The 12,455-nt window shown below is 65.2% G+C and carries 11 protein-coding genes; 7 read left to right on the top strand and 4 right to left on the bottom strand.

The genetic code is table 11. The annotated features are described in order from the left end of the window. Positions 1 to 15: 15 nt before the first annotated feature. Together J2X38_RS11585 and J2X38_RS11580 are read left to right on the top strand one after the other, a co-directional pair. Positions 16 to 1,164 (top strand): acyl-CoA dehydrogenase family protein, encoded by a 1,149-nt coding sequence (locus J2X38_RS11585; protein ID WP_310254175.1) that lies wholly within the window; start codon positions 16 to 18, stop codon positions 1,162 to 1,164. Between the two features lie 177 nt (positions 1,165 to 1,341). Beyond that, positions 1,342 to 3,138 carry an acyl-CoA dehydrogenase gene (locus tag J2X38_RS11580; RefSeq protein WP_310254172.1) on the top strand — a complete coding sequence of 599 codons (1,797 nt, stop codon included), beginning with the start codon at positions 1,342 to 1,344 and terminating at the stop codon, positions 3,136 to 3,138. Here the strand turns inward: J2X38_RS11580 and J2X38_RS11575 are convergent. Then, the gene (locus J2X38_RS11575) at positions 3,135 to 3,569 is read right to left on the bottom strand and encodes a thioesterase family protein (RefSeq protein ID WP_310254170.1); all 435 of its coding nucleotides are present in this window, start codon (positions 3,567 to 3,569) and stop codon (positions 3,135 to 3,137) included. The genes J2X38_RS11580 and J2X38_RS11575 overlap by 4 nt on opposite strands. Before the next feature lie 146 nt (positions 3,570 to 3,715). Between J2X38_RS11575 and J2X38_RS11570 the strand changes: the two genes are divergently transcribed. Further along, complete coding sequence (locus J2X38_RS11570; RefSeq protein ID WP_310254168.1) at positions 3,716 to 4,615, top strand: SDR family NAD(P)-dependent oxidoreductase; 900 nt, start codon at positions 3,716 to 3,718, stop codon at positions 4,613 to 4,615. Here the strand turns inward: J2X38_RS11570 and J2X38_RS11565 are convergent. Next, a complete protein-coding gene (locus J2X38_RS11565; RefSeq protein WP_310254166.1) occupies positions 4,612 to 5,679 on the bottom strand; it encodes an MBL fold metallo-hydrolase in 1,068 nt (355 codons plus the stop codon). The genes J2X38_RS11570 and J2X38_RS11565 overlap by 4 nt on opposite strands. Before the next feature lie 116 nt (positions 5,680 to 5,795). Between J2X38_RS11565 and J2X38_RS11560 the strand changes: the two genes are divergently transcribed. Both J2X38_RS11560 and J2X38_RS11555 read left to right on the top strand, forming a co-directional pair. After that, the gene (locus J2X38_RS11560; protein ID WP_310254164.1) at positions 5,796 to 6,701 is read left to right on the top strand and encodes a crotonase/enoyl-CoA hydratase family protein; all 906 of its coding nucleotides are present in this window, start codon (positions 5,796 to 5,798) and stop codon (positions 6,699 to 6,701) included. 38 nt (positions 6,702 to 6,739) lie between these two features. Next, positions 6,740 to 7,864 carry a zinc-dependent alcohol dehydrogenase family protein gene (locus J2X38_RS11555; protein WP_310254160.1) on the top strand — a complete coding sequence of 375 codons (1,125 nt, stop codon included), beginning with the start codon at positions 6,740 to 6,742 and terminating at the stop codon, positions 7,862 to 7,864. A 15-nt stretch (positions 7,865 to 7,879) separates the two neighbouring features. Here the strand turns inward: J2X38_RS11555 and J2X38_RS11550 are convergent, their stop codons facing one another. Continuing rightward, positions 7,880 to 8,464, bottom strand: a complete 585-nt coding sequence (locus tag J2X38_RS11550) for a hypothetical protein (protein WP_310254157.1) — start codon at positions 8,462 to 8,464, stop codon at positions 7,880 to 7,882. Between the two features lie 93 nt (positions 8,465 to 8,557). After that, entirely contained in the window at positions 8,558 to 10,135 is a 1,578-nt protein-coding gene (locus tag J2X38_RS11545) for an AMP-binding protein (protein WP_310254155.1), read from the bottom strand. A gap of 207 nt (positions 10,136 to 10,342) precedes the next feature. On the opposite strand from J2X38_RS11545, the gene J2X38_RS11540 reads away from it, so the two are divergent. Beyond that, positions 10,343 to 11,233, top strand: coding sequence for an SDR family NAD(P)-dependent oxidoreductase (locus tag J2X38_RS11540; RefSeq protein WP_310254153.1), 891 nt, complete (start codon positions 10,343 to 10,345; stop codon positions 11,231 to 11,233). A 16-nt stretch (positions 11,234 to 11,249) separates the two neighbouring features. Then, entirely contained in the window at positions 11,250 to 12,431 is a 1,182-nt protein-coding gene (locus tag J2X38_RS11535) for a lipid-transfer protein (protein WP_310254152.1), read from the top strand. The last annotated feature ends 24 nt before the right edge of the window (positions 12,432 to 12,455 follow it).

The raw sequence follows: 12,455 nt of genomic DNA, 5'->3' as shown, positions 1-12,455 counted from the left end.
ACAAGGAAAAAGACAATGACCTACGTCCTGCCCACGGAAGAACAGCAGCTTGCGGTCGAGAGCTTCCGCAAGTTCCTCGAAAGCGAAATCCGGCCCTTCGCCCGTCAATATCACGACCGCTTCATCCCCAAGGAAGCGATCATGGAGATCACCCCGGCGCTCGCCGAATTCGGCCTGCCGGGCGCGGATATCCAGGAAGAGTTCGGTGGGCTCGGCCTGCCGCTCGTCACCCGGGCGATGCTGCTCGAGGAACTGATGACCGTGTCGGTCGATCTCGGCTTGTTCATGATGATCAACTGCGGCGTTGCGCGCTTCCTCGCCAATCTGGCGCCCGCGCATCTGCGCGAGAAATATCTGCCCGGCGTCATGGCGGGCAAGGTCTTCGGCTGCTTCGGTATCAGTGAGCCCGACGTCGGATCGAACGTGATCGACGCGAAGACGAAGGGCGTGCGCGACGGTGATCACTGGGTCATCAACGGCGAGAAGACGTGGATCACCGGCGGCCATTATTCGGATTTCCTGATTTGCACCACTCGCACCAGCGAAAACGGCCTGTCGCACATCATCATCGACCGCGAAGAACATGGCTATGAAACGCGCAATATCGAGAAGATCGCGCTCAATTCGCAATCGACCGCGCAGATTTTCATCACCGACGCGCGCGTTCCGCACGCCAATATGTGCGGCGAAGAGGGCCTCGGCCTCAAGAACACCGTCAAGGAGTTCGAGATGGCGCGCCCGCACGTCGGCCTGCTCTCGATCGGCCTGATGCGCGCTGCGCTCGAAGAGAGCATCGCTTATTCGAAGGAGCGCAAGCAGTTCGGTAAGGTGATTGCGGGGCATCAGCTCATCGCCGCCAAGCTCGCCGAGATGGCGACGATGCTCGATGCGTCGAAATTGATGTGCTACCGCGCGCTCTCGATGATCGACATGGGCATCCGCTGCGATGTCCAGTCGTCGATGGCGAAATGGTTTACGACCGAAGCCGCGGTTAAGGTATGCCGCGACGCGGTGCAGATCCACGGCGGCAATGGTCTGACCAAGGAATTCAATGTCGAGCGCCTCGCGCGCGAGGCGATCGTCATTCCGATCCCCGACGGCACGACCGAGATTCAGAAACTGATCATCGCGCGCGCGCTGACCGGGGTGTCCGCCTTCGTCTGATCGGGCTCAACGCGTTCGTCGAAGCATTGGCATCCTCGATCTCCCGCTTCGACGTTTTCCGGGTGAGCCGCGCAACCGGCTCACTCTTCTCACCTGCCCGCATCGCCTGTTTCGTCCGCAGCATCGCTGCGGTAGGCGGACCGGCGATGCGGGATATTTTTTAAGGGAGGCTTGTTCTTGTCGTTCATCGTCAACCGCCGGGATCTCGATTTCCTGCTGTTCGAATGCCTCGATATCGAAAGCCTGTTCGGGACCGAACGATATGATGGCCTCGACCGCCCGATGGTGGAGGGGATGCTCGACATGGCCGAGGCCATCGCGACCGAGAAATATCTCCCCAGTGCGGCGGCGCTCGATGCCAATGAACCCCGCTTTGTCGATGGCCGGGTGGAGATCATGCCGGAGGTAGGCGAAGCGCTCGCCGCCTACGCCGAGGCGGGCTTCTTCGCCGCGGGGATCGACCGCGACCTTGGCGGGCTACAACTCCCCTATGTCGTCACCATGGCGATCAACGGCATGTTCACCGCCGCCAATCTCGGGATCGCGAACTACAGCTTCCTGACCATCGCCAACGCCAATCTGCTCGCGGCCTTCGGCAGTGACGAGCAGAAGCGGCTTTTCCTCCCGCCGATGCTCGAAGGACGCTGGTTCGGGACGATGTGCCTGTCGGAGCCGCAGGCGGGATCGTCACTGTCGGATATTCGCACCCGCGCCGAGCTGCGCGAAGACGGCAGCTATCGCGTCACCGGCAACAAGATGTGGATTTCGGGCGGCGACCATGAAATCGCCGAGAATATCGTCCATCTCGTCCTCGCGCGGACTCCCGACGCGCCGCCCGGCGTCAAGGGCATCTCGCTCTTCATCGTGCCCAAGTACCGCGTTTCGCCGGACGGCGGCATCGGTGCGCGCAACGGCGTCGAGCTGGCGGGTCTCAATCACAAGATGGGGCATCGCGGAACGACCAATTGCCTGCTCAACTTCGGCGAGGGCGAGGAGGCCATCGGCTATCTGGTGGGTGAGCCGTGCAAGGGCCTGTCCTATATGTTCCACATGATGAACGAGGCGCGCATCGGGGTCGGGCATGCCTCGGTCATGTCGGCGCTCGCGGGTTTCCTCTATTCGCTCGACTATGCGCGGACGCGCGCGCAGGGGCGTAGCCCGAAGGACAAGTCGCCGCTGACGCCGCAGGTTCCGATCATTGACCATGCCGATGTCCGGCGCATGCTGATGGGGCAAAAGGCGGCGGTCGAGGGCGCGCAGGCGCTTTCCTGTTTCTGCGCATTGCTCGTCGACCGGCAGAAGGCGTCGTCCGATCCGGCCGAGCGCGAGGAACTGGGGCTGCTGCTCGACCTGCTCACCCCGATCGCCAAATCCTGGCCGTCGGAACATTGCCTCGAAGCCAATAAATGGGCGATCCAGGTTCTCGGCGGCTACGGCTATACGCGCGACTATCCGGTCGAGCGCCTCTATCGCGACAATCGCCTCAATCACATCCACGAGGGCACGTTCGGGATCCAGGCGATCGACCTGCTGGGGCGCAAGGTCCGCATGGAGGGCGGCGCCGCGCTGGCGCTGCTACTCCGCCGGATCGAGGCGACGACCACTGCCGCGCGCGGAGTGGACGGGTTCGCTGCCGAGGGGGCCGCGCTCGAACGGGCGGTCGAGGCACTGCGCCGCGCGACCGAGGCCGTGAGCCAGGCGTCTGACGCCGAGACAGGGCTCGCCAATGCGACGATCTATCTCGACGCATTCGGGCATGTCGTCATCGCGTGGCTCTGGCTTCAGCAGGGGCTGGTGGTGGTGCGGGCGCTCGGCGGGGCCCAGTCCGATCGAGCCTTTTACGAGGGCAAGATCGCCGCGTGCCGCTATTTCTTCCGCCATGAACTGCCGCTCGTGCACCCGCGTTTCGAGCTGGTCGGCTCGCTCGACCGGACCTGCCTCGATCTCCGATCCGAGCATTTTTCCGGAATTTAGATCGTCAGCGCTCCAAGCGTGTCGCGCCATTTCGGGGGAAGCGGCACCGGGCGGCGGGTCGCGCGGTCGACATAGACATGGACAAAATAGCCCTCGGCCGCGGCCTCGCTCTGATCGTCGGTGAACAGGCCGATCTCGTAGCGGACGCTTGAAGTCCCGAGATGCCCGACGCGCAGCATCGCGGTGACGGGCTGGGGAAAGCGGATCGCGCGCCCATAGCGGCATCCGCTTTCGACGACGAGGCCGATCATCGGGCCATTCTCGATGTCGAGCAGGCCGGAACCGACGAGGAAGTCGTTCACCGCGCTGTCGAACCAGCTGTAATAGATGACATTGTTGACGTGACCGTAGGCGTCGTTGTCCATCCAGCGCGTCGTGATCCGGTGGCCGACGCGATAGGCGGTGCCGGGGCGAAATATGTCTCGGGTCATCGTCTGCCTTGTTCTCGCGGGAAAATGGAGGTGCGGCCGCCATCCTGGCGACCGGCGCGCGGCCATGACCAACCCTTGTCGGGGGGGTGTGGCCTGCTTGCGGATGCGGCATAGTTTCTGTGGCTGAAACGGCAGGGAGCTTTGCGATGCGGACCGATTTCAAGGGAAAGATCGCCATCGTCACCGGTGCGGCGAACGGGCTCGGCAAGGCCTATGCGCTGGCGCTGGGGAAGGCGGGCGCGCGGCTGGTCGTCAACGATCTGGGCGGTGACAGCAAGGGTGTGGGGCGCAGCAACCTCGCAGCAAAGGCGGTTGCCGACGACATTACAGCGATGGGCGGCGAGGCACTCGCCAGCGATTGCAGCGTGACCGACGAGGCCGGCATCCGCGCGATGGTCGACCGCGTGACCGATCGCTGGGGACGCGTCGATATATTGATCAACAACGCCGGCATCCTTCAGCCGCGCCATTTCGCGCGCGTCGATATGGCCGATTTCCGTCAGGTGGTCGACGTCAACCTGATGGGGGCTGCGATCTGCTCCCACGCCGTGTGGAATATCATGCGTGAGCAGGGCTATGGCCGCATTCTGATGACGACGTCCGAAGGTGCGCTCTACCCCGTGCCCGGCGCCGCCGGCTATGCCGCTGCGAAGCTGGGCCTCGTCGGGTTGATGAATGCGCTGTCGGTGGAGGGCCGCGAGCATGGCATCCGGGTCAACAGTATCGCTCCTGCTGCGGCGACCCGGATGACGAAGGATATGCTGAACGCCGGGGATTTCCTGCGGATGGGGCCCGAATCGGTGGTGGCGACCGCGCTTTATCTGGTGAGCGACGCGGCGCCCACCGGGGCAACGCTTGCGGTCGGAGCGGGACGCATCGAGCGCGCCTTCGTGACCCACAGCCGCGGCGTTGAACTCGATGCAAGTCAGCTGACGCCAGCCGAGGTCGCGGCGCATTTTGCGGCGATCAGCGACCGCGCCGGCGATAGCGCGCCGGATGGACTGCATTCGGTGGCGCGGGTGGAGCAGGTTGCGCGCCAGCGTTAGCGCCGGGTACAATAAAGGTCGGGGCCGTCGCTTTCGCGGCGGCGCTCGATCGTCCCGACGGCACGGAGATGATTGAGCAGGGCGATCGTCTCGCCCGTCGCCAGGCTGAAGGTCGAGATGTCTGATCGTTCGATCGGCCGGTTGAACAGGGTCCCGAACAGGTCGATGACGCGCTTGGGGGTCGCCAGCACGCTTTCGAGCCGGTCGAGCGCATCGCGTTGATCGGCGATCAGTTCGTCGATGCGGGCATGGAGCCCGCGAAAACAATGTTTGTGCGACGGCAGCACCAGCGCGTCGTCGGGAACCAGTCGGCGTAGCCGGGCGAGCGTGTCGAACCATTCGCCCAGCGGATCGGCCTCGGGCTCCATCGCATCGACCGAGATATTCGACGAGATTTTCGGGAGAACCTTGTCGCCCGAAATCAGGATGTCGAGTTCGGGGCAGTGGAGGCAGGCATGTTCGGCGGTGTGTCCGCCGCCTGCGATCACCCGCCATTCGCGCCCGCCGATGGTCAGTGCCTGTCCGTCGTGAAGACGCTCGAATGCGTCGGGGAAGGGAGCGAAGAGCCGGCTCATTCCGGTACGCCGAGTGAGATTCGCTGCGATGTCGTCGGGCAGCCAACCGGCGCAGCGATAGAAATCCTGAGCAGCCTGCGTGGGTTCGGCGTTGCTGCGTCCGGCGATCGATCGTGCCATCAGATATTCGGTGCGGGTCATCCACAGCCAGCAGCCGAAGCGTTCGGCGAACCAGCCGGCAAGGCCGGCATGGTCGGGGTGCATGTGCGTGACGAGCAGGCGGGTGATCGGGCGGTGCCCCAGTGCGCCGCGCCAGAGCGCTTCCCATACCGCGATCAGGTGGGGATGGTGGATTCCGGTGTCGACGATCGCCCAGCCATCCCCGTCCTCGATCGCCCAGACGTTGATATGATCGAGCACGAACGGAAGCGGCATCCGGATCCACAACAGCCCCGGCGCGACCTTGACTGCTTCGCCGGGCGGGGGCGTATCGGGAATGAGCGCAAGGCTGCGGGCCGGCTCCGCGAGGGCGCCATTATCTGTTTTCATGCCCGGACGATAGCCGCTGGCGGCGCTCGATCCGCCCCCTCGCCGCGAGGGGGGATGGCGCCCCCCCATATCAGGGAGTAACGCGGCGCCGCCGATCGGCTAGCCAGCCGGTTGCGATGCGGATCGAGGATGGCATGACGTACAAGACGCTGAGATGGGATGTCGAAGACGGGATATTGATGCTGCGGCTCAACCGCCCCGACCAGCTTAATGCCTTCACGACCGAAATGGCCGACGAACTGGTCGACGCCTTCGGACGGGCCAGCGAAGACGACGCTGTCGGCGCGGTGATCGTTACCGGCGAAGGGCGGGCCTTCTGTGCGGGCATGGACCTTGATGTCGAAGGCAATGTGTTCGGCCTCGACGAAAGCCTGCGTCCGACGATGGACCATATGCGTGCAGTGAAGCCTTTCCCGAGCGCGCGCGACGGCGTCCGCGACGAGGGCGGGCGGGTGACGCTGGCGATCTTCGACTGCAAAAAACCGGTGATTGCGGCGATCAACGGCCCGGCCGTCGGTGTCGGCGCGACGATGACGCTCGCGATGGATATTCGCATGGCCTCCGAAAAGGCGCGAATGGGATTCGTCTTCGGCAGGCTGGGGATCACGCCCGAGGCCTGTTCGACCTGGTTCCTGCCGCGGCTCGTCGGACCGCAGCAAGCGCTCGAATGGGTGCTGTCGGCCGATATATTCGACGCCGCCGAGGGCCAGCGCGCCGGCCTGTTCCGTTCGGTCCACGCGCCCGAAAACCTGCTCGATGACGCGCGGGCGCTCGCGCGCAAATTCGCCCACAACCGGTCGCCGGTCGCGGCCGCGCTCGCCCGGCAGATGTTGCTCCGCAATGCCGCAACGCCGCATCCGGTCGAGGCACACCGCGTCGACTCGCTCGCGATGTTCTACACGAGCATCGCCGACGGGAAGGAAGGCGTCGCAGCATTCCTCGAAAAGCGCAGCCCGCAGTTCAGGGAAAAGGCGTCGGCGATGCCCGGTTTCTATCCATGGTGGGACAACGCCTCGCTTTGACCGGCCGCTTCCGTTTCCCCTCGTTCGGACAAGACATTATGCAAACCAGAGCCGCCATCCTCCGCCGCCACGACGCCGAAGGCCCTTATGCGCAGAGTCGCCCGCTCGACATCGTCGCGGTCGATCTCGCCCCGCCGGGGCGCGGCGAGGTGCTGGTGGCGATCAAGGCCGCGGGGCTTTGTCACTCCGACCTTTCGGTGATCAACGGCGACCGGCCGCGCCCCTTGCCGATGGCGCTGGGCCACGAAGCGGCGGGGGTGGTCGAGGCGGTGGGCGAGGGGGTCGAGGATCTGGCGCCCGGCGATCATGTCGTCACCGTGTTCATGGCCAATTGCGGCCATTGCCTGCCCTGCGCCGAAGGGCGTCCAGCGCTCTGCGAACCCGGCGCGGTGGCGAACGGTGCAGGCGAACTGGTCGGTGGCGGGCGCCGCCTGAGCGCCGATAGCACTCCCATCAATCATCATCTGGGCGTCTCGGCCTTTGCCGAGCGCGCGGTGATGTCGCGCCGTTCGGTGGTGCGGATCGAACGCGACATTCCCTTCGTCGAAGCCGCGCTTTTTGGTTGCGCGGTGCTGACCGGCGTCGGTGCGGTTGTGAACACGGCGCGCCTTGGTCTGGGAGCGAGCGCGGCGGTTATCGGGCTCGGCGGCGTCGGCCTTGCCGCTCTGCTCGGCGCGAGGGCGGCGGGCGCCGCGCGGATCGTCGCGGTCGATCTGTCGCCCGAGAAGCTGGCGCTTGCCAGCGAATTGGGCGCGACCGACGTCGTCGATGCGCGCGATCCCGATTGCGCAGCGCAGGTGCGCGCCCTGACCGGCGGCGGGGTCGATTTCGCTTTCGAAATGGCGGGCTCGATCCCCGCGCTCGTCAATGCGCTCGACATGACGCGGCGCGGCGGCACGACCGTGACCGCGGGGCTCCCGCCGCCGGGCGCCGCGCTCCCGGTCGATATCGTCCGGTTCGTCGGCGAAGAAAGGACGCTGAAGGGAAGCTATATGGGCTCGTGCGTGCCCGCGCGCGACATCCCGCGCTTCATCCAGCTCTATCGCGAAGGGCGTTTGCCGGTCGAGCGGCTGCTCAGCGGAACCCTGTCGCTCGACGAAATCAACGCCGGCTTCGACCGCCTCCACGATGGAAGCGCCGTCCGTCAGGTCGTACTGTTCTGATCTACGAAGGACCGCTCAACGCATCGGTGCGATCGCCGGCATGCACACCGGCGTCGCGGGATAAAGAGCATCGCGCGACGTCTGTCCGCCGCCGTGCAGCGTGAAGCATTGGCTGGGAATGGCGCTGCCGGCGGGTGACAGGAGGAATGTTACGAGCGCTGCGAGCGAACCGGGGTCATCACCTTCCGCGCTTGCCAAGATGGCGTGGACGGTGCGGCCGGGATCGCGCGCAGCCAGCGCCGCTTCCAGATCTTCGCTGTCCGGCTGCGCGTTCGCCACGACCAATATCGTGCGGGCGCGGTCGTCGGGGCTCGCCGCCCGGACGTGATCGGTCGCTTCCGCCGTCGATACGAAAATGCGGATCGCGACATCGTGCGCAGGGCCGTTTCCGGTTGCGGGTTCGGCGCGTCCCCAATGGCCGGTGATCGATGTGCAAAGGCTCTCGATCGCGGCCCTGTCCGCGCCATATAGCCGCACATGCGCTCCGAGTTCGGCGAGGACCATCGCCAGGCCGGCGCCGATCTCGGTATCGCAGCCGTCGATCGCGACGGTGACTTGCGAAAGCGCGCGAGAGTCGAAGGTGGAGAGAAGAGCGGGCATGTAAGGGCTCCATAAACGGCCGGATCATGCGATCCTTTCCCCGATGCGGCGCCCGGACCACCCCTCCCGAAGGGGGGGGGCGGCGACCATGCGTCAGCCGACGTGCCGTTCCGTTTTCGACCAATATTTGTCGCGGACGACGCGGCGCAGGACCTTATGTGCCGCGCTCAGGGGAAGCTCGCCGACCAGTTTGATCGACTTGGGCACCTTGTGCTTGCCGAGCTTCTGCCGCGCATGGTCGATCAACTCGCCCTCGGAGGCTGCGCTGCCTTCCTTGAGCATGATTTCAGCGTGGACCGCTTCGCCCCAGTCGGGGTGCGGGATGCCGACCACCGCCGACATCAGCACCGCGGGGTGCGTGTTGAGCGCGCCTTCGACCTCGATCGCGTAGACGTTGAAGCCGCCGGTGATGATCATGTCCTTCTTGCGATCGACGATGTAGAGGAAGCCGCGTTGGTCGCGGTAGCCGAGGTCGCCCGATTTCCAGAAGCCGTTCTCGAATTCCTGGGCCGTGCCCTCGGGATTGCGATAATAGCCGGTGATCGTCGTGCGCGCGCGGACCCAGATCTCGCCGACGCTGCCATCGGGAACGTCATTGCCGTCGTCGTCGACCACCCGCATCTCGACTCCGCGCGCGACGCGCCCGGCAGAGGCGAGGTGGGCCAGCGACCCGCTCGCGTCGGGCAGATGATCGCGCTTCGCGAGCAGCGCGACGGGCTGGAAACATTCGGTCGCGCCATAGACCTGGACAAAGACGTTGCCGAACCGGGCCTGGAGCTGTTCGAGCTTGGACGGGCTGATGGGCGCGGCGCCGTAGAAGATGGTTTCGAGCGACGACAGATCATGATCATCGGCGGCGCCGAGTTCGAGCAGACGATAGAGCATCGTTGGAACCAGCGTTCCGAGCGTGACGCGCTCGGCCTCGACCGCACGGCACCATGCACCGAGGTCGGGCACATTCATCGTGATCAGCGTGCCGCCGCGAAAGAAGACGGGAAGGACGCCGATCGCCGCGCCGTGGCTGAGCGGCGCGAGCTGGAGCGATCGGGTCGTCTCCCGGAACAGCGCATCCTCCTCCGCATAAAATGAATCGCTGGTACCGAGCCAGATGTCGGGCGAATATTGCGCGCATTTGCCGCGCCCGGTGGTCCCGCCGGTGAAGCGATAGAGGAGAATGTCCTCGTGGGCGTCGTTTTCGACGTCGGGATCGGCGTCCGAAACGCCATCCAGCAGATCCCAGAAATATTCCACGCCGTCGCGCGGCGCGGACAGCGGGTCCATCGCGACGATCAGGATGCCCCGGTCGCGAAAGGCCTGATAATATCGGTCGATCAGCGCGGTTTCGATGAACGCCACCTTCGGGTTGATCCAGTCGGCCTGCCACAGATGTTCGTCGTAGGCGTCGTGAAGATTGGTGAGGACGGCCGCGGCATCCCCCTTCAGCAGCGTCCAGGCGTGCAGCAGCGACAGATTGTCGTTCTCGAGCAGGCAGAGATAGCTCGTCCCGCGCGTCAGGCCGAGCTTGCCGCGCATCATGTTGACGATCCGGTTGGTCAGCTGGTGTAATTCCTCGAAGCTGTAGCGCCGATTTCGTTCGAAATTCACCAGCGCTTCCTTCGGACCATAGATCCGAACGACCTGGCGCATCATCCGCGTGAAATTGACCTTCATGAGCCTCATTCCTCTCCCGTCCGGCGTCCGGCTGATTGGCGGCACCGCAATCTTGTTCACCCTGTCCCATAGCCTATGGCGTCCGGATTCCTCCCCCCCTCGGCGAGGGGGGAGTGGCCTGCTCCCCCCCGACAGGAGTGGTGCCCACTTCCCCGCGCGGCGTGAGATCGAGGGCCATCCGAACCGAACAAGCAAGGAAAGACTCCAATGACCAGGAATTTTGAAGGCCGCGTCGCCATCGTCACCGGGGCGGGCAATGGACTGGGCCGCGCCTATGCCCTCGAACTCGCGCGGCGCGGCGCGAAGGTCGTCGTCAACGATCTCGGCGGGAGCCGCGATGGCAGCGGGACGTCCCCGGCTGCGCAGGCCGTTGTCGACGAAATCGTCGCAGCGGGGGGCGAGGCGATCGCCAATTCGAGCAGCGTCACCGACGAGCAGGCGATGAACGCCCTCGCTCAGGACGTGAAGGCCAAATGGGGGCGGATCGACATCCTCATCAACAACGCCGGCATCCTGCGCGACAAGAGCTTTTCCAAGATGAGCATCGATGACTTCCGCCTCGTCGTCGACGTCCATTTGATCGGCTCGGCGATTTGCACCAAGGCGGTGTGGGAGATCATGAAGGAACAGGGCTATGGCCGCATCCTGATGACGACCTCTGCCACCGGTCTCTACGGCAATTTCGGCCAGACCAACTATGGCGCGGCCAAGGCGGGCCTCGTCGGCTTCATGAACTCGCTCGGCATCGAGGGCGGCAAGAACGACATTCGCGTCAACACCATCGCTCCGGCCGCCGCGACGCGGATGACCGAGGACATCATGCCCGAAGAGGTGCTGGCACAGATGGATCCCTCGACCGTCGTTCCCGCCGCGCTCTATCTCGTGGGAGAGGACGCCCCGACGCGCACGATCCTGTCTGCCGGCGCGGGCGGCTATCAGCGCGCCTATATCACGCTGACCCGCGGTATCCGCGTCGATGCCGCCGAAGCGACCGTCGAGCGCATCGCCGCCGACATCGAGGCGATCGGCGACCGCGCCGACGAGCTTCTGCCCGAAAACGCTTTCGTCCAGTCGGCGCTTGGCCTCGGCCAGATCTGATCCAGGAGAAGAGACGATGAAACGCAAGGTCTATGTTGCCGGCGTGGGGATGATCCCCTTCGCGAAGCCGGGCATGAGTGAAAGCTATGACAAGATGGGCGCCGCCGCCACACGGCTCGCACTGGAGGACGCCAAGGTCGATTACGACAAGGTGGAGCAGGCCTATGCCAGCTTCATCTATGGCGACACGTGCAGCGGACAGCGGGCGCTCTACGAGGTCGGTCTGAGCGGGATCCCGATCTTCAACGTCAACAACGCCTGCGCGTCGGGCTCGTCGGCGATCTATCTCGCGCGGCAGGCGATCGAGAACGGGATCGCAGACATCGTGCTCGCGGTGGGTTTCGAGCAGATGGTGCCCGGCGCACTCGGCGCCGTGTTCAACGATCGGCCGTCGACCGCCGAGCGGTTCATCGACACGACCAATGCCGTGCTCGGCGATTCCGACCTGCCGCTCGCGCTGCGCATCTTTGGCGGTGCCGGGTGGGATCATATGCAGCGTTATGGCACGCCGCTCGAAGCCTTCGCCAAGGTCCGCGCCAAGGCGAGCCGCCACGCCGCGCGCAACCCGCTGGCCGTTTTCCGCAAGGAAGTGACCGCCGACGAAGTGATGGCCGACCAGGTCATATGGCCCGGCGTGATGACCCGCCTGATGGCGTGCCCGCCGACCTGCGGCGCCGCCGCCGCGATCCTGTGCAGCGAGGAGGCCGCAAACAAATATGGCCTCGACAAGCGTGTCTGGATTGCGGGTCAGGCCATGACTACCGACGCGGCCGATACCTTCGAGGGCGGCGATCTGCGCCGGGTCGTCGGATATGGTATGGCTCAGCGCGCGACGAACGCGCTGTACGAAGCGACGGGCATCGGGGCGGAAGACATCGACGTCGTCGAACTCCACGACTGTTTCGCGCACAACGAGCTCGTCGTCTATGAGGCGCTGGGTCTCTGTCCCGAGGGCGGCGCGGCGAAGTTCATCGACGATGGCGATAACAGCTATGGCGGCCGATATGTCGTCAACCCGTCGGGTGGGCTGCTGTCGAAGGGGCATCCGATCGGGGCGACGGGCCTCGCCCAATGCTTCGAGCTGACGCAGCAACTGCGCGGCGCGGCCGAGGCACGGCAGGTCGAGGGCGCGCGGATCGCGCTCCAGCACAATCTGGGCGTCGGCGGCGCGTGCGTCGTGACGATGTATCGAAACTGAGCGAAGGGGCTCCGCCGCATTGCG

It is taken from the genome of Sphingopyxis sp. BE235 (assembly GCF_031457175.1).
In the GTDB taxonomy this organism is placed as follows: domain Bacteria; phylum Pseudomonadota; class Alphaproteobacteria; order Sphingomonadales; family Sphingomonadaceae; genus Sphingopyxis.
The sequence above is the reverse complement of the archived record's forward strand: the minus strand, read 5'-3'. Positions and strand labels throughout refer to the sequence as shown.